The sequence below is a fragment of the Flavobacterium luteolum genome, assembly GCF_027111275.1.
Classification (GTDB): domain Bacteria; phylum Bacteroidota; class Bacteroidia; order Flavobacteriales; family Flavobacteriaceae; genus Flavobacterium; species Flavobacterium luteolum.
In genome coordinates this window covers 166,205-184,576 of sequence record NZ_CP114286.1, presented here as the reverse complement: position 1 = coordinate 184,576, position 18,372 = coordinate 166,205, and the positions used below count along the sequence as shown (strand labels likewise).

At 35.5% G+C, this 18,372-nt stretch carries 15 protein-coding genes; 12 read left to right on the top strand and 3 right to left on the bottom strand.

The features are described from left to right. The first annotated feature begins 271 nt into the window (after window positions 1–271). The 7 genes from rhaT to OZP10_RS00575 all read left to right on the top strand — a co-directional run bounded on the left by rhaT (window position 272) and on the right by OZP10_RS00575 (window position 9,368). On the top strand, window positions 272–1,321 hold the full coding sequence (gene rhaT / locus OZP10_RS00605; RefSeq protein WP_281633034.1) for an L-rhamnose/proton symporter RhaT: 1,050 nt from the start codon (window positions 272–274) through the stop codon (window positions 1,319–1,321). Between the two features lie 26 nt (window positions 1,322–1,347). Further along, the gene (locus tag OZP10_RS00600; protein ID WP_281633033.1) at window positions 1,348–3,492 is read left to right on the top strand and encodes a bifunctional aldolase/short-chain dehydrogenase; all 2,145 of its coding nucleotides are present in this window, start codon (window positions 1,348–1,350) and stop codon (window positions 3,490–3,492) included. A 203-nt stretch (window positions 3,493–3,695) separates the two neighbouring features. After that, window positions 3,696–4,970: a sugar isomerase gene (locus OZP10_RS00595; RefSeq protein WP_281633032.1), complete on the top strand. Its 1,275-nt coding sequence runs from the start codon at window positions 3,696–3,698 to the stop codon at window positions 4,968–4,970. Window positions 4,971–5,035: 65 nt separating this feature from the next. Beyond that, the gene (locus tag OZP10_RS00590) at window positions 5,036–6,397 is read left to right on the top strand and encodes an FGGY-family carbohydrate kinase (RefSeq protein WP_281633031.1); all 1,362 of its coding nucleotides are present in this window, start codon (window positions 5,036–5,038) and stop codon (window positions 6,395–6,397) included. Between the two features lie 96 nt (window positions 6,398–6,493). Further along, window positions 6,494–7,234, top strand: coding sequence for a (Fe-S)-binding protein (locus OZP10_RS00585; RefSeq protein ID WP_281633030.1), 741 nt, complete (start codon window positions 6,494–6,496; stop codon window positions 7,232–7,234). A 153-nt stretch (window positions 7,235–7,387) separates the two neighbouring features. Beyond that, on the top strand, window positions 7,388–8,788 hold the full coding sequence (locus tag OZP10_RS00580; RefSeq protein ID WP_281633029.1) for a lactate utilization protein B: 1,401 nt from the start codon (window positions 7,388–7,390) through the stop codon (window positions 8,786–8,788). Next, window positions 8,781–9,368, top strand: a complete 588-nt coding sequence (locus OZP10_RS00575; protein ID WP_281633028.1) for a LutC/YkgG family protein — start codon at window positions 8,781–8,783, stop codon at window positions 9,366–9,368. Before OZP10_RS00580 ends, OZP10_RS00575 begins: the two co-directional genes overlap by 8 nt. 75 nt (window positions 9,369–9,443) lie before the next feature. Here OZP10_RS00575 and OZP10_RS00570 read toward each other — a convergent pair whose 3' ends face one another. Further along, window positions 9,444–9,776 carry a YegP family protein gene (locus OZP10_RS00570; protein WP_111367166.1) on the bottom strand — a complete coding sequence of 111 codons (333 nt, stop codon included), beginning with the start codon at window positions 9,774–9,776 and terminating at the stop codon, window positions 9,444–9,446. 251 nt (window positions 9,777–10,027) lie between these two features. Here OZP10_RS00570 and OZP10_RS00565 point away from each other — a divergent pair, with 251 nt between their 5' ends. Beyond that, a complete protein-coding gene (locus tag OZP10_RS00565) occupies window positions 10,028–11,152 on the top strand; it encodes an XdhC family protein (protein ID WP_281633027.1) in 1,125 nt (374 codons plus the stop codon). After that, a complete protein-coding gene (locus OZP10_RS00560; protein ID WP_281633026.1) occupies window positions 11,127–11,744 on the top strand; it encodes a nucleotidyltransferase family protein in 618 nt (205 codons plus the stop codon). Before OZP10_RS00565 ends, OZP10_RS00560 begins: the two co-directional genes overlap by 26 nt. 218 nt (window positions 11,745–11,962) lie before the next feature. Here the strand turns inward: OZP10_RS00560 and OZP10_RS00555 are convergent, their stop codons facing one another. Beyond that, window positions 11,963–13,114: a cysteine desulfurase family protein gene (locus OZP10_RS00555; RefSeq protein WP_281633025.1), complete on the bottom strand. Its 1,152-nt coding sequence runs from the start codon at window positions 13,112–13,114 to the stop codon at window positions 11,963–11,965. Window positions 13,115–13,523: 409 nt separating this feature from the next. On the opposite strand from OZP10_RS00555, the gene OZP10_RS00550 reads away from it, so the two are divergent. Genes OZP10_RS00550 through OZP10_RS00540 form a run of 3 tightly spaced genes read left to right on the top strand, consistent with a single transcriptional unit; the run spans window position 13,524 to window position 17,351 of the window. Further along, window positions 13,524–14,162, top strand: coding sequence for a 2Fe-2S iron-sulfur cluster-binding protein (locus OZP10_RS00550; RefSeq protein ID WP_281633024.1), 639 nt, complete (start codon window positions 13,524–13,526; stop codon window positions 14,160–14,162). Continuing rightward, window positions 14,159–15,139 carry an FAD binding domain-containing protein gene (locus OZP10_RS00545; protein WP_281633023.1) on the top strand — a complete coding sequence of 327 codons (981 nt, stop codon included), beginning with the start codon at window positions 14,159–14,161 and terminating at the stop codon, window positions 15,137–15,139. Before OZP10_RS00550 ends, OZP10_RS00545 begins: the two co-directional genes overlap by 4 nt. 7 nt (window positions 15,140–15,146) lie before the next feature. Next, on the top strand, window positions 15,147–17,351 hold the full coding sequence (locus OZP10_RS00540) for a xanthine dehydrogenase family protein molybdopterin-binding subunit (RefSeq protein ID WP_281633022.1): 2,205 nt from the start codon (window positions 15,147–15,149) through the stop codon (window positions 17,349–17,351). A gap of 338 nt (window positions 17,352–17,689) precedes the next feature. On the opposite strand, the gene OZP10_RS00535 is transcribed toward OZP10_RS00540, so the two are convergent. Continuing rightward, entirely contained in the window at window positions 17,690–18,253 is a 564-nt protein-coding gene (locus OZP10_RS00535) for a DUF2911 domain-containing protein (protein ID WP_281633021.1), read from the bottom strand. Window positions 18,254–18,372 lie beyond the last annotated feature (119 nt).

Here is an 18,372-nt window from a genome sequence, read left to right as displayed (position 1 = left end):
AAAAGAGAATTTAGCAAGGCTTGTAATCTTTTTTTTATGATTTTTAAATTTTAACCCAAATGCGGAATTAATAATTGCGAAATCGATTGCTAAAATAGCCATTTTAAATTTATTTACCCAATAATCGGAAGTGCTTATTTCTAATAATCTTTAGTTTTAACAAAAAATACGAAATCTGTAAAGGATAGTACAGGACAGTTTTCTTTTTGACATTCTCTTATTTTACAAAACCAAATTACTAACAAACCTTACCTAAACCAAAAACAATAATATGGAATCATTATTAGGAATCATTTTTCACTCAATCGGAGGATTTTCTTCAGGTAGTTTTTATATGCCTTTTAAAAAAGTGAAAGATTGGGCTTGGGAAAGCTATTGGCTAGTGGGAGGATTTTTCTCTTGGCTGATTGTTCCGCCAATTGCAGCGTACTTAACGATTCCAAATTTTACAGAAATTATTGCCGCAGCGTCTCCATCTATAAAATCCTTTACTTTTTTAATGGGATTGATCTGGGGAATTGGTGGCTTAACATACGGTTTAGGCGTTCGTTACTTAGGAATGTCGCTAGGAAATTCAATTACTTTAGGATTCTGTTCTGCGTTTGGAGCTTTAGTTCCTTCAATTTATTATGATTTTGTTCCAACAGAAGGTAAAATTTCATTTTCTCACATGATTTCTAATCCTGGGGGTCAGTTGGTTTTATTGGGTGTGGTTGTATATCTAATCGGAATTGCTATTTCTGGAAAAGCAGGAATGCTAAAAGAGAAAGATTTTGCAACTGGTCATGAAGATAAAGACAAAGACTTTAATCTGGTAAAAGGTTTGATCGTAGCCGTGATTTCTGGAATTTTAAGTTCATTTTTTAATTACGGAATTGAGGCTGGAAAATCTATGGCAGAGCAAGCTGTAGTAAATGGAGCTAATCCTTTGTTTCAGAACAATGTAACTTATGTTGTTTTACTTTGGGGAGGATTAACAACCAATTTTATCTGGTGTCTTTATTTGAATTTTAAGAATAAATCAATTAAAAATTATACTGATAAATCTACTCCAATAACCAAAAATGTATTGTTTTCTGCTCTTGCTGGAACCATGTGGTTTTTACAGTTTTTCTTTTACGGAATGGGCGAAAGCAAATTAGGAAATGGTGCCAGTTCATGGATTCTTCATATGGCAACCATCATTTTGACAGCAAACTTTTGGGGATTTTATTTGAAAGAATGGAAAGGAGTTTCTAAAAAAACAATGAAAACTTTTTTCTGGGGAATTGGACTTATCATGCTTGCAATCGTTTTGGTAGGAATTGGTAACTCATTATAAATACAAGAAATAATTTAAAATAGTATATGTCGAATACAAACACAATTAATAATATGAATTTTAAGCATGTAAGCTACCTTTGGGATGAGGCTAAGGCAGCAGCATTAGCAGGTGATGAAGTGGCGCTTTTTATTTATCGTTCTAACTTGTTAGGGGCTGATTTAAGATTGACCAACTACGGCGGTGGAAACACTTCTGTAAAAATTACCGACAAAGATCCTCTTACTGGAGAATCTTCTGAAGTAATGTGGATTAAAGGTTCTGGCGGTGATATTGGAACGTTGACAAAATCAGGTTGTGCGGCTTTGTATTTGGACAGACTTCGTAATCTTGAAAATGTTTACAGAGGAATTGAGTTTGAAGATGAAATGGTAGAATTATTCAACCACTGTATTTTTGATTTAGCTTCAAAAGCGCCTTCTATAGATACACCTTTACATGGTTTTCTTCCATTCAAACATATTGATCACTTGCATCCAGATGCAGCAATTGCTATCGCTGCTGCAAAAGATGGAAAGAAAATCACAGAAGAATTATTTAACGGAGAAATTGGCTGGGTAGGCTGGCAGCGCCCAGGATTTGATCTTGGTCTTCAGTTGAGAGCTTGTTTAGAAGAAGCAGAAAAAAACGGTAAAAAACTACGCGGAATCATGTTAGGTTCTCATGGTTTGTTTACTTGGGGAGATACTGCGTTTGATAGTTATATCAATACGCTGGAAGTAATCGAGAAATGTGCTTCGTACTTAGAAGATAATTACGGAAAAACACGTCCAGTTTTTGGCGGTAAAAAAATCGACAGTCTTCCAGAAGCAGATCGTAAATTGAAAGCAGCAAAAGTAGCTCCAATCTTAAGAGGTTTCTGTTCATCAGAACGTCAGATGATTGGTCATTATACAGACGATGCAAGAGTTTTGGAATTTATTAATTCTAATGATTTGGCGAAATTAGCTCCATTAGGAACATCTTGTCCAGATCACTTTTTGAGAACTAAAATCAGTCCTTTGGTTTTAGAATTGGATGCAAACGAAGATTTATCTGATGTTGATGCAATCAAAGCAAAATTAACTCCTGCTTTCGAGGCTTACCGTGCAATGTACAAAGACTATTACAATGCATGCAAAAAATCAAACTCACCAGCAATGCGTGACCCAAATCCAGTGGTTATTTTATATCCAGGAGTTGGTATGTTCACTTTTGCTAAAGATAAAACAATGGCACGTTTGGCATCTGAATATTATATCAATGCAGTAAACGTAATGAAAGGAGCTGAAGCAGTTTCAGAATATACTTCTTTGCCACACCAAGAAGCTTTTGATATTGAATATTGGTTATTGGAAGAAGCAAAATTACAGCGTATGCCAAAACCAAAAGCATTATCTGGAAGAGTAGCTTTAATCACTGGTTCTGCGGGCGGAATTGGTAAAGCTATCGCTAAGAAATTTGCTCAAGAAGGTGCTTGTGTGGTAATCAACGATATTAACGAAGAGCGTTTAGAAGGTGCAACTGCTGAGTTCATCAAATCATTTGGTAAAGATGCCGTTTCAAGCACTTTATTGAATGTTACTGATGAAGCAAGCACAGAAAAAGCATTAGACGAAGCTTGTTTAGCTTTTGGAGGTGTTGATATTGTGGTAAATAATGCTGGAATCAGTATTTCTAAATCTATCGCAGAACACACTTTAGAAGAGTGGGACAGATTATACGATATCTTGGTTAAAGGACAATTTATTGTTTCTAAAGCTGGAATCGAAGTAATGCGCAAACAAGGTTTTGGAGGAGATATTGTAAATATCGTTTCTAAAAATGCTGTTGTGGCTGGTCCAAATAACCCTGGTTATGGTTCGGCAAAAGCGGCTCAAGCGCACTTAACACGTTTAATGGCTGCAGAACTTGGAGCTGACAAAATTCGTGTAAACACAGTAAATCCCGATGCTGTAATTTCAGATTCAAACATTTGGTCTGGAGGATGGGCAGAAGGTCGTGCAAAAGCATACGGAGTTACAGTTGAAGAACTTCCGGCTTACTATGCAAAACGTACGTTATTAAATGAAATCATATTGCCAGATGATATTGCTAACGCTTGTTATGCTTTTGTTGGAGGTTTACTTGGTAAATCTACAGGAAATGCCTTAAACGTAGACGGTGGCGTAGCCATGGGCTTTTATAGATAAAGATTGTTTAGGTTTTTTATATAAGTTTGTTTAAGCAAAAGTGGTTTTTTGTGGTCTAGCGTTCGAATTCTTTCGAACGTTAGATTTTTTTAGCATATAACAATTCGCTTTAACAAAGAAAACTTAACAAAAAAGTGAAGTAAAACGGGAGTTCACAGCGTATAAAGTTATATCTTGTAAACTCTATTAAAATATCAATAACTATGTTAATCGGATCAAACCACATCGAATCTCATAACGAAGATTTATTAAAAAAACACCAAAATAAATTAGTTTTTACAGCATCAGAAATAAATGATGCAGAAGCGATTATTCAAAAATTAATCGACTTTCAAATTGCAATTCCATCTTGGGCTTTAGGAACAGGAGGAACAAGATTTGGACGTTTTGCTGGTGGAGGAGAACCTCGTTCATTAGAAGAAAAAATTGAAGATGTTGGTTTGCTTCACAAATTAAATAATGCTTCTGGAGCGATTTCACTTCATATTCCGTGGGATATCCCGACAGATTATAAAGCAATCAAAACACTTGCAAATCAGCATGGTTTGAAGTTTGATGCGATGAATTCAAATACATTCCAAGATCAGGCAAGCTCTGAACATACTTACAAATACGGTTCATTACAAAACGTTAACAAAGCGGTTCGTAAACAGGCAATTGCTCATAACATAGAAGTAATTAAACACGGAATCGAATTAGGATCTGAGTCTTTAACAGTTTGGCTAGCAGATGGTTCTAATTTTCCGGGGCAATTAAATTTTAGAAAAGCCTATCAAAATACATTAGAAAGTTTAGAAGAAATCTACGATGCATTGCCTTCAAACTGGAAATTGTTTTTAGAATATAAATGTGCTGAGCCTAACTTTTATTCTACGACTGTAGCAGATTGGGGGCAGTCTTATTCGTATGTTAAGAAGTTAGGTGACAAAGCGCAGACTTTAGTCGATTTAGGACATCATCTTCCAAATGCTAATATTGAGCAGATTGTATCTTTATTATTAATGGAAAACAAACTTGGAGGTTTCCATTTTAACGATTCAAAATATGGTGATGACGATTTAACTGCTGGTGCATTAAAACCATACCAATTATTCTTGATTTTTAATGAATTAGTGGAAGGAATGGATGCAAGAGGAATGAATCACGCCAAAGATTTAGGTTGGATGATCGATGCTTCTCACAACATCAAAGATCCGTTAGAAGATTTATTGCAGTCTGTTGAAGCGATTATGATTGCTTATGCGCAAGCACTTTCTGTTGATAGAAAGGCATTAGAAAAAGCGCAAGAAGAAAATGATGTTGTAAAAGCACAGGAAATTCTTCAAAATGCATTCCGTACAGATGTTCGCGCATTAGTTGCTGAAGCTCGTTTACGTTCTGGAGCAGCATTAAACCCTGTGGCATTATATCGTTCGATTCAAGTAAGACAAAATCTGATTGAAGAAAGAGGTTTAAAAACAATGGCAACGGGATTATAATTATAAATTATTAATTGTTAATTATAAATTGACAATTGATAATTAACAATTTACAATTAAAAAGAATGAATGTAGTTGCGATTTTTGATATTGGTAAAACAAACAAAAAGGTTTTTTTATTTAACGAAAATTATAAAATTGTCTGGGAGAAATCGGTAAATCTGGAGGAAACCACAGACGAAGACGGATTTCCGTGTGAAGATATCGAAGTACTGAAAAACTGGATTTTAGAACGATTATCTGAAATAAAAGAGCTTAAAGAGTATGTTTTAAAAGCCATCAATTTCAGCACTTACGGAGCCAGTTTTGTTTATATAGACGAAAACGGAAAAGTTTTAACTCCTCTGTATAATTATCTAAAAGATTATCCAGAGGATTTAAAAGTTGCTTTCTATGAAAAATATAAAGGAGAGAAAAAATTTGCTGTAAAGACAGCTTCTCCAGTTTTGGGCAGTTTAAATTCGGGAATGCAGATTTATCGCATAAAAGAACAGAAACCCGAAATATTTGAAAAAGTAAAATACTGTCTGCATCTGCCGCAGTTTTTAAGTTTTCTTTTAACGAATGAAGCCTACGCTGATATTACAAGTATTGGCTGTCATACCAATTTGTGGAATTTCAAAAAAATGAAATACCATAAATGGTTGAAAGAAGAAGGTATTTCAGATAAAATACCGCCAATTCATTTTGGTAAAGATGTGATAATGACACGTGATAGTCTGGCGATTGGAGTTGGTCTTCACGATAGTTCATCGGCAATTATTCCGTATACAATCAATTTTACAGAACCTTTTGTATTGTTGTCTACAGGAACTTGGAGTATTTCTTTAAATCCATTCAACAACAAACCTTTGACGTTTGACGAATCGCAGAATGACTGTTTATGTTATATGCAATACACAGAGAAACCTGTAAAAGCAGCACGATTATTTGCAGGAAATGAACACGAAGTGCAAACCAAACGTTTGGCGCAACATTTTAAGGTTCCTGTTGATACGTACAAAGAAGTTTATTTTGATAAAAAAATAGTGGCCAATTTACGCGCGCTTAACTATCAGATTTTCTATCCGAAAAAATACAATTTTGATATTCTGAAAGAATGCCCTTTTCAAAAAAGAGACCTTTCGCATTATAAAGATTACGAAACAGCCTATCATCAATTAATGTTAGATTTGGTAGAACAGCAGGTTTTCTCAACCAATCTGGTAATTCATAACAGCCCTGTAAAAAAGATTTTTGTGGATGGAGGTTTCAGTAAAAATTCGATTTACATGAATTTATTGGCAGAAGCTTTTCCAGATATCGAGGTTTATGCCGCGTCAATGGCACAAGCGAGTGCTCTGGGAGCTGCATTGGCCATTCACGATAACTGGAATCCAAAACCAATTCAGAACGATTTAATTGACTTGAAATTCTATAAACATTAGGTAAAAACGGTCTGTATGTTGTAAATTTGCTGAGAAACGTATTTTTTACATTTTTACAGTACACGCCTAAATGAACAACACACTAAATACTACAACATGAAAATTGGACTTTTTATACCTTGTTATGTCGACCAATTTTATCCTAAAGTAGGAATCGCAACCTACGAATTACTACAAAAATTAGGTTGTGACGTCGAATTTCCGATGGGACAAACCTGCTGCGGACAGCCAATGGCAAATAGCGGTTATGCGCATTTAACAAAAGGATGCGATGCCAATTTTATTGCCAATTTTTCTGGATTTGATTATATAGTATGTCCTTCTGGAAGCTGTGTTTTGCATGTAAAAGACCATTTGCATGACGAAAAACAAGAAGAGAAGGCAACAGCAATTCGAAATACAGTTTACGAACTTACAGAGTTTATTACAGATGTTTTAAAAATTGACCATATTGACGGAAGATTTCCATATAAAGTGGGAATGCACGTAAGCTGTCATGGTCAGCGTGGATTAAAGCTTTCGCAGATGTCTGAATTAAACGCACCATTTTTTTCTAAACCTGAACAATTATTACACAGTATAGAAGGTCTTGATTTAGTTGCTTTAACTAGAAAAGACGAATGCTGTGGTTTTGGTGGAACTTTCTGCGTTACCGAAGAAGCAGTTTCTGTAAAAATGGGACAAGATCGTATTAAAGATCACGAAAGTCATAATGTGGATTATATTACAGGTGGAGATATGTCTTGCTTAATGCACTTAGATGGAATACTAAAAAGGCAAAAAAGCAGAATCAAAACCATTCATATTGCCGAAATATTAAATTCACTTGAAAACTAAAAATATGAGTAGTTTTTTTAACCGCAAAGTTCGCAAAGAAAAAATACGCAAAGCACGCTAAGATTAAAAAATCTCTTTGCGAACCTTGCGTAAAAACCTTGCGAACTTTGCGGTTAAATAAACATTTCAAAATTGACTTTTAAATAGTAGAAAATGTCATCAGAAAAAATAATACAGCACAGCGAAGCCGCAGCTAAGTTTAACAAAGATGTAGAGCGTGTCAATTGGCACGATGAGACACTTTGGTTTGTTCGCGCTAAAAGAGATAAATCGGCTCACCAGATAGCAGATTGGGAACTGCTTCGTGAAACTGCTTCTCAGATAAAATTTAATGTACTTTCGAATATTCACGATTATTTAGTCGAATTTGAAGCGAATGCTCAACGAAACGGAATAATTGTACATTGGGCAGCCGATGCTAAAGAACATAATGAAATAGTACATTCTATCATGGCAAAACATGATGTTAAGCAGATGGTGAAATCCAAATCGATGCTTACAGAAGAATGCCATTTAAATGATTATTTAGCCGAAAAAGGAATAGAAGTAATCGATTCTGATTTAGGTGAATATATCGTACAACTTCGTAAAGAACCGCCAAGCCATATTGTACTTCCAGCGATTCACTTAAAGAAAGAAGATGTAAGCGAAACTTTTCATGAACATTTAGGAACAGAAAAAGGAAATTTCGACCCGCAATATTTAACAGAGTCGGCGCGCCAGAGTTTAAGAAATACTTTTTTGACTCGAAAAGTGGCTTTAACAGGAGTCAATTTTGCTGTTGCAGAAACAGGAGAATTTGTCGTTTGCACCAACGAAGGAAATGCTGATATGGGAGCGCATTTAGCAGACGTTCATATCGCTTGTATGGGATTTGAGAAACTGATTCCGAAAAGAGAACATTTAGGTGTTTTCCTTAGATTGTTAGCAAGAAGCGCAACTGGACAGCCCATTACTACTTTTTCAAGTCATTTTAAGAAACCAAGAGACGGAAAAGAAATGCATATCGTAATTGTAGACAACGGTAGAAGCACACAATTAGGAAGAGAAGATTTTAGAAATTCGCTAAAATGTATTCGTTGTGGCGCGTGTATGAATACTTGTCCAGTGTACAGACGAAGCGGCGGACATAGTTATCACAATGCGGTTGCAGGACCAATTGGTTCTATTTTGGCACCAAATTTAGATATGAGCAAAAATGCCGATCTGCCTTTTGCTAGTACGCTTTGTGGTTCGTGTACTAATGTTTGTCCTGTAAAAATTGACATTCACGATCAATTGTACAAATGGCGTCAGGTTTTGGTAAAAGAGGGACATACTCCAACGGCTAAAACTATAGCGATGAAAACGATGGCAACGGTATTAGCAAATCCAACGGTTTTTAATATTGCTGGAAAATCAGGACGATTTGTAATGAAGAACATCCCAGGAATGGTCAATAATAAGATGAATAAATGGTACGATCAGCGCGAAATGCCAGATGTTCCAGAAGAATCTTTTAGAGAATGGTACAAGAAAAATTCGCGAGAATCTAAAGAAAAAAGGAATGAGTAGTAAAGGTGAAATTTTAAAAAGAATAAAAGCAAATCAGCCCGAATTGGTTTCAGAACTGCCAGATTTAAATCTTTTAGGTTCTGAACAATTTGATGTTTTAGAAACCTATAAAACGGTTTTAAAAGGAATTGGAGGTGATCCTGTAGAAGTTGCTGATTATAATGAAATCATCAATTACGTCAAATCCAATTATAATCTCGAAAAACGATTAATTACAACTCTTCCGGAACTTTCTGAAATTGCTTCTTTAGATTGGAAAACAGTAGATCCGCATTCGCTTCAAGATGTTGAATTGACAGTTGTAAAAGCACATTTTGGAGTTGCAGAAAACAGCGGACTTTGGGTAACTGACGATATTTTAGGACAGCGTGTTGCACCTTTCATAGCCCAATATTTAGCTATCATCGTTCATAAAAAAGATCTTGTTCGAACAATGCAGCAGGCGTATCAAAGAATCGGAAATATGGAATATGGTTTCGGAACTTTTATCGCGGGCCCTTCAAAAACGGCAGATATCGAACAGTCTTTAGTTCTTGGAGCTCATGGCGCAAGAGGATTGATTGTCTTTTTATTGGATTAAAACAATACTTCAATATATCTTTATAGAAAAAGCGAGGCATTTACCTCGCTTTTTTATTTTATAAACAGTTTCCAATTATGCCGTTTGATCATCTATAGTTGCATCGGGAGCATTTTTCTTCACAGATTCAATTCCATTTTCTCTAGCAGCTACGCTTTCGTACATCTCGCTCGAACCGATAATCTGACCGTTTCCTGCTTTTAAATTAAAATAAGGCTTTCCGCTTTTAGATTCTAATCTGTCATAACGATCATCGTCTGGTGCATTTTTTTTCACAGATTCGATACCATTATTGCAGGCTGCTTTTGTAGTATAGCCTTCACTCGTTAGAATGGTCTGACCATTACCAGCTTTTAAATTGAACTGGAACTCTCCGTTGGCTCTAGTAGTGATTACAAATTTTCCCATGTAGTTTACTTTTAAAGTTAGGTAATATAAAATTTTGCTATTGATAAAAATACAAAACTTAGTAATATAAATCATACATCAATTTGAAAAAATGATTATCATAACTATAATAAATTATTTTAAGCCAAATAAATTAAACACAATCTTTAAACATAAATGTCTCTTCTTGTATGTATGTTTGCAATATTTTTTATTTTTAAACTGTTAAACAGATTCATCAACGCTTATTTCTATTGGTGAAATAATTACCTATGAAAGAAATCAACGAAATTCTTAAAGCTTATTCAGAAGCAAAAGAGTCAGGAAAGAAAACAGCTTTGGCTACTGTAGTTAAAGTTGAAGGATCATCTTATAGACAGCCTGGTGCCCGTATGCTCGTTACGGAAGACGGTATGCTTACTGGCGCAATAAGCGGAGGATGTCTAGAAGGAGATGCATTGCGAAAAGCACTTCTTTCAATCAATCAGAAGCAAAATAAACTTGTAACTTATAATACGAGTAATGAAGATGATGTAGAGGTAGGTTTGCAGCTTGGATGCAACGGAATCGTTCATATTCTTTTTGAATACATTGATGAGGAGGTTTCAAATAATCCAATTCAGCTTTTGCAGCAATTGGAATTAGAAAGAAAAGAAGCAGTAATAGTAACCGTTTTTTCTTTAAAAAGAAATGCTTTTCAGATAGGAACAACTTTATTTTTTAGAAAAGACAGTCCTGTTTTAAACCATAATAACGAAGCTTTAAGTTTAATTTCGGATGTGAAAGAAGTGTTGAAAACTAAAACTTCTTTGGTGAAAAAACTTCAGGAGGAAAACAACAGCGAAGCTTTAATCGAATACATAAAACCTTCTATTTCGCTAGTAATTGCTGGAGCAGGAAATGATATTCAGCCACTAGTGAAAATGGCTTCTGTTTTAGGATGGAAAACCAGTATTGGTGAAGGACGCTCGACTCATGCAACAGGTAAACGTTTCCCTAAAGCCAATCAGGTTGAGGTTGTCAAACCAGAACAATTTTTAGATAATGTGAACATCGATGACCAGACTTATTTTCTTTTGATGACCCACAATTATAAATACGATCTGGCAGTTTTAAAATTACTATTGGAAACCAATTGTCATTATATTGGAATTCTCGGCCCAAAATCAAAATTTAGTCGAATGCTCGATGATCTTCTAAAAGACGGAATTATAGTAAATGACGAGCAGTTAAGCCGAATTCACAGTCCCATTGGTCTAGATATTGGTGCTGAAACTTCAGAAGAAATCGCTTTATCAATTGTTTCTGAAATTAAAGCTGTTGCCTCTGAACGTGCTGGAACTTCTTTAAAATACAAATCGGGTAAAATTCATGATGAAATTCATTATGGAGGCTAGATTTAAAAATAAAACAGGTATTATTATTTTGGCCGCAGGTAATTCTTCTAGATTAGGTAGACCAAAACAATTGCTGGAATATAAAGAATCAACTTTGTTGAAAAACACCATTTCAGAGGCTTTGAAGGTCGAAAATTCGTTTATAATAGTCGTGACAGGTTCAAACCATGATTTAATCGAAAAAGAGCTTAATTTACCTGAAATAACATTTTCTTTTAATTCTGACTGGGAAAATGGAATGTCTTCTTCAATCGCAAAAGGTATTAATCAATTATTACATCAAAATCCTAATTCTGAACAATGCATTTTAGCAGTTTGCGATCAGCCTTTTGCAGCTCATTCCATTTTTGAAAATTTAATTGTTGAAGCCAATAAAACTAAAAAAGGAATTGCAGCCTCTGCTTATTCTGAAACTTTAGGAACTCCAGTTTTATTTCATAAAAAATACTTTCAAGAACTTCTAGAATTGAAAGGACAGGAAGGCGCCAAAAAACTGATTAAAAAGCATTCGGATGATGTTGTTTCAATTTCTTTTGAAAAAGGAAATATTGATATTGATACAGAAGAAGATTACTCTAAGTTGATTTCTTGAGATAAAGGGACAAAGTTTTTTTTGTTTAGCCAGCTTTTCTAGACACAGTTTGTCATCCTGACGAAGGAAGGATCACACGCGAGAGTCGGCAAAGATTGAGGATTTACTTTATAGAATTTCTAGTGTGATCCTTCCTTCGTCAGGATGACAAAAATAACCTTTGCGTCTCTGCTCCCGATAGCTATCGGGATTACGAGATTAAAAACAAAAAATAAAACTTATTGTCTTAACGTCTTAGTGGCAAACTGAACAGCTAAACTCAAAACTCGCTCAACAGCAATATCAATTTCTTCAGAAGTAGTAAATCTTCCCAAGCTAAAGCGAATCGAACTCAAAGCATCTTCATCAGATAATCCCATTGCTTTTAAAACATGTGAAGGTTCAGAAGTAACAGCCGAACAAGAAGCTCCGTTTGAAACAGCAATATTCCCTAAAGCCAAAATTAACTGTTCTGAATTCACGCCAGGGAAACAAATATTTGAAGTATTATAAATTCGGTTTTCTTTATTTCCATTTACGAATGAACCATTAAACTGCAACAAACCTCTTTCAAGCCTGTCTCGTAATAGAGAAACTCTATTCTGATCTTTTTCTAGGTCATTAACAGCTATTTCACACGCTTTTCCTAAACCGATAATTCCGGGAACATTTAACGTTCCGCTTCGTAATTTTCTTTGTTGTCCGCCTCCAAGAATTTGAGGGGTCAATTTTATTTTGGCTTTCGCCGAAATATATAACGCGCCAATTCCTTTCGGACCATAAAATTTATGGGCAGACAAAGTCAAAAGATCGATTCCTAATTTTTTTACATCAACAGGAATTTTTCCAATCGCTTGTGTCGCATCACACATAAAAAGCACATTTTTGGCTTTCAATATTTTAGAAATCGCAATGGTATTTTGTATGACACCAGTTTCGTTATTAGAAATCATTCCGATGAAAACCAGTGTTTTATCTGTAATTATTTCTTCTAAAAGTTGAAGATTTAAAAGCCCGTCAGAATCAGTTGGAAGATAAGTAACATCAAAACCAATATCTTCCATATACCGACAAGTTTCAAGAACTGCTTTATGCTCGGTCTGAATCGTAATAATATGTTTTCGTTCTTGATCAGTAAGACCTTTAATAGCCAAATTTATTGCCTCAGTCGCACCCGAAGTAAATAGGATTTCATCAGCATCAACACCTATTAAATCAGCCGTTTGCCATGCCGCATTTTCAACAGCTTCTTTTACCGTTAATCCCGCCAAATGTGTTCCCGTTGAATTTGCATACAAATCAGTAAAATACGGAAGCATGGTATTCAAAACTCTTTCATCAACACGAGTTGTGGCATTGTTATCAAGATATATCATTTCTTGCTGTGACATAATTTGGACTTAGTTCAGTAAAAATACAATTTCAGAATTAATCTACGTGAAAGAATTAACCGCAAAGGCGCAAAGGGTTTTCGCAAAGAACGCAAAATTTTAATGTGTATAATTTTTTGTTTCTCGCAGATTTTGAAGATCTAAACAGATTTTTTATTTATTTCTATCATAAAGAATCTGTGTAAATCTTTTCATCGTATTCAAAATCTGCATTATCTGCCAAATCTGCGAGAGAAAAATAACTTAGCGAACTTTGCGAAAACCCTTTGCGCCTTTGCGTTAAAAAAACAACAAAATTGTAATTATTCTAAATAAGAGTAATGTTTGAATTTTATAATTTTTTCTTACATAAGATCGCTAAATTTGTTAGAATACAAAAGCGAATTTGCTAATTTAACAAATAGATTGAATGGCTTCTAAAAAAACAAATCAGGATAAAGTAACACCGGAAGATGCTAGTTCCCGTCGTGACTTTATAAAGAAATCAGGACTTTTTACCGCTCTTGCCCTGACGCCACCTTCATTGGTTATGGCTTCAGAAAAGAAATGGGATGAAAAAATAGCGGAATATTTAGAAACCGTACCGCTTTCTATTGAAGTAAATGGCACAAAACACAATCTAAATATAGAACCAAGAACCACTTTATTGGATTTGCTTCGCGAACAATTACAGCTTACCGGAACCAAAAAAGGCTGTGATCACGGACAATGCGGTGCGTGTACTGTTCACGTAAATGGAACTAGAATTTTATCGTGTCTATCTTTGGCAACGATGCAGCAAAATGCTCAGGTAACTACAATTGAAGGACTTTCGAAAGGAAAAAAACTGCACCCTATGCAGGAAGCTTTTATCAAACACGATGGTTTTCAGTGCGGTTATTGCACGCCGGGACAAATTATGTCGGGAATTGCTTGTATCAAAGAAGGCCATGCTAACAGCAGAGAAGAAATTAGTGAGTATATGAGTGGTAACATCTGTAGATGTGGTGCTTATCATAACATCGTTGATGCTATAACTGAAGTGAAGGAAGGAGGGAAGGAAATATGAAAAACTTTCAGATAATTAAAGCGTTGTCTTCTTCTTCGGCAGTTACGGGAAAAGCAAAAGATAATTCTTCTATGTTTATTGCGGGCGGAACCAATCTGGTCGATTTAATGAAGAAGAATATCGTTGCTCCAGATAAATTAGTTGACATTAACGGATTAGACTTAAAGAAAATAGAGTTTTTAAAAGGAAAAGTTTCGATTGGCGCTTTGGCAAAAAACAGTCAGGTTGCCGAAGATGCTTCAATAAAAGAAAAATATCCTTTGTTGGCATTAGCTTTAGCAGCTGGAGCTTCTCAACAGATTAGACACATGGCAACTGTTGGAGGGAATATGCTACAGAAAACAAGATGTTCTTATTATTACAATACCGATATGCCTTGCAACAAACGTGTACCAAAAAGCGGATGCGGTGCGATTGGTGGTTCTAACAGAATGTCGGCTGTTTTTGGAACTTCGGACAGTTGTATTGCGGTTCATCCAAGTGATATGTGCGTGGCTTTGGCTGCGCTTGACGCGAAAGTTTTGGTAGAAGGACCAAAAGGAAAGCGAGAAATTGATTTCACTGATTTTCATAGACTTCCCGGAAATACGCCTGAAAAAGACAATACGCTAGACAGCAGAGAATTGATTACTTCGGTTGAAATTCCAGATAATAATTTTACTAAAAATGTTCATTATCTAAAAGTTCGTGACAGGACAAGTTATGCTTTTGCATTGGTATCGGTTGCTGTAGCTTTAGATATAAAAAATAATACTATAAATGATGTCAGATTGGCTATGGGAGGTGTAGCACATAAACCATGGAGATTGACTGAGACAGAAAAATTCCTGAAAGGAAAAACAGTTTCTGAAGATCTATTTAAACAAGCAGGCCATTTGTCTATGAAAGGCGCAAAAGGATTCGGTGATAATAATTTTAAACTAACGCTTGGAGAGAATGCAGTAGCAGAAGCACTTACAATAGCAGCATCAAAATAATTAAATTATGAGCAAGACAAGTAATATTAATAGAGTTGACGGATTTGCTAAAGTAACGGGTTCAGCAACTTATTCGGCAGAATATAAAACGGCAGGTGTTGTGTATGCCTGTTTGGTAGGAAGCACGATTGCAAAAGGAAGAATTAAAACAATCGATACTAAAAAAGCAGAATGGGCACCAGGAGTTTTGGCTGTAATCACGCACTTGAATGTAGATAAACCTGTTGGCTACGAAAAAGCAAAAGACAAGCATAATTTTGGTCAGCCGCTGCAAATTTTTAAAGATGATTCGGTTTTGTATTACGATCAGCCGATTGCTTTAGTAATTGCTGATACTTTTGAACGTATGCGATATGCCGCGAGTTTAATTAAAGCGGATTATTTTAAAGAAGAACATTCGACAGAACTTAAAAAAGCAGCTGAAAAAGAAAAGAAAGTCGAAACCGATAAAGGAAATGATTATCATCGTGGTGAACATGACGGATATAAAAATGCTGAGGTTGTTTTAGAAACCGAATATACCATTCCAACCGAGGTGCATAACCCAATGGAACTGGCAAACATCATAGCGAAATGGGACGGAAACAAACCAATCTTATATACAAAAAGTCAAGGTGTTGAAGGAACACGTAGAAGTGTTGCTGGAGTATTTGGCGTGCCTGTTGAAGATGTTGAGGTTCATGCCGAGTATCTTGGCGGTGCTTTCGGAATGGGATTGCATACTTGGCCGTATGAAATCGCAGCTTTGATTGGAGCTAAAAAATTGAACCGTCCAGTTAAATTAGTACTGCATCGCGAGCAGATGTTTACCAATGTTGGTTTTAGACCTTACACGATTCAGAAAATGGGTCTTGGAGCAACAAAAGATGGAAAACTGACTGGATTAACGCATGAAGCGGTTGCAATGACTTCAAGCTATGAAGATTTCATGGAAGGAACCGTAAATATGTCCCGATTTATTTATGATTGTCCGAATGTTTCTACACGTTACAGAATTGTGCCTTTGGATACGTGCACACCAATCTGGATGCGTGGACCGGGCGAAGCAACAGGTTCTTTTGCCTTAGAATGTGCGATGGATGAAATGGCGTATAAATTAAACTTAGATCCGATTGAATTTCGCAAGCTGAACTATGCCGAAAAAGATCAGGAACAAAATAAACCGTGGAGCAGTAAATTTCTTTTAGAATGTTACGAAGGCGGAATGGAACGCATTGGCTGGAAAAACCGTAAAAATGAACCTGGTTCTGTGAAAGAAGGAAACTGGCTGGTTGGTTACGGAATGGGTACAGGAACTTTTGGTTGCTATAGAAGTGCAACTTCTGTAAAGGCAAAATTTTTAGCGAATGGCGATTTAGTCTTACAATGCAGTGTAAACGATATGGGGCCAGGAACAGCCACTATGATGACTGCTATTGGAGCTGAAGTAATAGGTTTGCCAGCTGAAAATGTAATTATCGAAATGGGAAAAAGCGGTTTGCCAAAAGGTCCAACGCAAGGAGGTTCGGCAACGACTTCATCAGTTGGTTCTGCGGTTCATGATGCGTGCAATTTATTATTGAATAAAATAATTGAATTAGGAAGTAAAAATCCTGCTTTAAAAGGAATCGCTCTAACAGATTTAACTTTTGAAAATGGTGAGGTTTCTTCTAAAAAAGACAAATCTAAATCGGTTACGTTAGCAGCACTTTTAAGCAGTAATAAATTAGAAGATTTTGAAGTAGAAAATGTTTCTAAAGCTGCTGAAGAAGCGAAGAAATATTCAATTTATTCATTTTCGGTTCATTTTGTAAAAGTATTAGTGAATCCGAATTTGGGTAAAATAAGATTGGCTCATGTCGTTTCTTGCGCTGATATTGGAACCGTAATAAGCCAGAAAACTTCTGCAGGACAAATGTTTGGTGGAGCAGTAGGAGGAATCGGAATGGGATTAATGGAAGCTTTAGAAATTGATCACCGTTTTGGTCGTCCAATCAATAATAATTTTGCAGATTATCATGTTCCTGTAAACGCAGATATTGAAAAACAAGAGGTTTTCTTCGTTAACAAAAAAGACCCGATAAGTAATCCAATGGGAACAAAAGGTCTGGGAGAAACCGCTTTGGTCGGAATGGCGCCAGCAATTGCAAATGCCGTTTTTAATGCAACCGGAAAACGTGTTAGAGATTTGCCAATTACATTGGATAAAATTATAGAAACTGTTGAGGTTTAGACATAAAACAATTACAATAATCCCTTTGAGAATAAGATCTTAAAGGGATTTTTTTGTTATAAAGATATCTTGTAAAATAGACGAGAGATAAAGTTTTTTTGTTAAGTAATCTCATTTTTGTCATTTCGACGAAGGAGAAATCTCCGTAAGTAGCTCCACAGTAATAATCCATTCTTTGTAGAGTTTCTCGCGAAGATTTCTCCTTCGTCGAAATGACAAGATTGCGTGATAAAGCTTTGAGATCTTGCGTAAATCTGCTCTTTGTGGTTAAATAAAAAAATCGCAAAGCTTAAAAAAACTTTGCGACTTTGTGCCTTTGCGGCATATAACATTAAAACTTATTTAATCGTGATTGGCAATTCAACAGTTGTTTTATCCCAACCAATAACAAGATTTGCTACATTACCTTGAGTTGTAAATGCAATAGATAAAGCTTCGATAACTTCAGAAACTGGTTTTACAGGAACTGAAACTCTTACCACATCTTTACTTTCATCATAAGCATAAGAACCCCATAAATCAAGTTCTTTGTTGATGATGATAGTCCATTTGTCTTTTTCAGGAATAGCAAATAAACTGTATGTTCCTGCAGCAACTTTTTTTCCGCCAATTGTTACATCTTTATAGAATTTAACTTCTGTGTTTTCATTAGCACCAACTCTCCAAACTTCACCAAACTTTACAACATCGCCAAAAATAGTTCTTCCTTTTACAGAAGGTCTTGCATAAAGCACTTTAACAACCGGATTTGGATTATCTGTTTTCTTGAATTTCACCGCTTTGTTTGGGAAATACGAAATATCAACTGGACTTGCATCAAGAGGAGCAAATTTTACGATGTCTTGAGCCTGAACTGTAAAAGCAGCAAACAAAGTAACTGCTAGTAAATAGAATTTTTTCATGGTTTACAATTTTTAGATTAACTACAAAGTAAATTAATAATGAAGAAAAATCATATAATTTGCTGCCTGTTTTTTGTTAATGAATTGGTAACAGTTTTGACAAGATAATTTTATTTCCG

Excerpts from the sequence above, each read along its gene's own strand:
- rhaT (WP_281633034.1), top strand. The coding sequence starts at position 272 with ATGGAATCATTATTAGGAATCATTTTTCACTCAATCGGAGGATTTTCT.
- OZP10_RS00600 (WP_281633033.1), top strand. The coding sequence starts at position 1,348 with ATGTCGAATACAAACACAATTAATAATATGAATTTTAAGCATGTAAGC.
- OZP10_RS00595 (WP_281633032.1), top strand. The coding sequence starts at position 3,696 with ATGTTAATCGGATCAAACCACATCGAATCTCATAACGAAGATTTATTA.
- OZP10_RS00590 (WP_281633031.1), top strand. The coding sequence starts at position 5,036 with ATGAATGTAGTTGCGATTTTTGATATTGGTAAAACAAACAAAAAGGTT.
- OZP10_RS00585 (WP_281633030.1), top strand. The coding sequence starts at position 6,494 with ATGAAAATTGGACTTTTTATACCTTGTTATGTCGACCAATTTTATCCT.
- OZP10_RS00580 (WP_281633029.1), top strand. The coding sequence starts at position 7,388 with ATGTCATCAGAAAAAATAATACAGCACAGCGAAGCCGCAGCTAAGTTT.
- OZP10_RS00575 (WP_281633028.1), top strand. The coding sequence starts at position 8,781 with ATGAGTAGTAAAGGTGAAATTTTAAAAAGAATAAAAGCAAATCAGCCC.
- OZP10_RS00570 (WP_111367166.1), bottom strand. The coding sequence starts at position 9,776 with ATGGGAAAATTTGTAATCACTACTAGAGCCAACGGAGAGTTCCAGTTC.
- OZP10_RS00565 (WP_281633027.1), top strand. The coding sequence starts at position 10,028 with ATGAAAGAAATCAACGAAATTCTTAAAGCTTATTCAGAAGCAAAAGAG.
- OZP10_RS00560 (WP_281633026.1), top strand. The coding sequence starts at position 11,127 with ATGATGAAATTCATTATGGAGGCTAGATTTAAAAATAAAACAGGTATT.
- OZP10_RS00555 (WP_281633025.1), bottom strand. The coding sequence starts at position 13,114 with ATGTCACAGCAAGAAATGATATATCTTGATAACAATGCCACAACTCGT.
- OZP10_RS00550 (WP_281633024.1), top strand. The coding sequence starts at position 13,524 with ATGGCTTCTAAAAAAACAAATCAGGATAAAGTAACACCGGAAGATGCT.
- OZP10_RS00545 (WP_281633023.1), top strand. The coding sequence starts at position 14,159 with ATGAAAAACTTTCAGATAATTAAAGCGTTGTCTTCTTCTTCGGCAGTT.
- OZP10_RS00540 (WP_281633022.1), top strand. The coding sequence starts at position 15,147 with ATGAGCAAGACAAGTAATATTAATAGAGTTGACGGATTTGCTAAAGTA.
- OZP10_RS00535 (WP_281633021.1), bottom strand. The coding sequence starts at position 18,253 with ATGAAAAAATTCTATTTACTAGCAGTTACTTTGTTTGCTGCTTTTACA.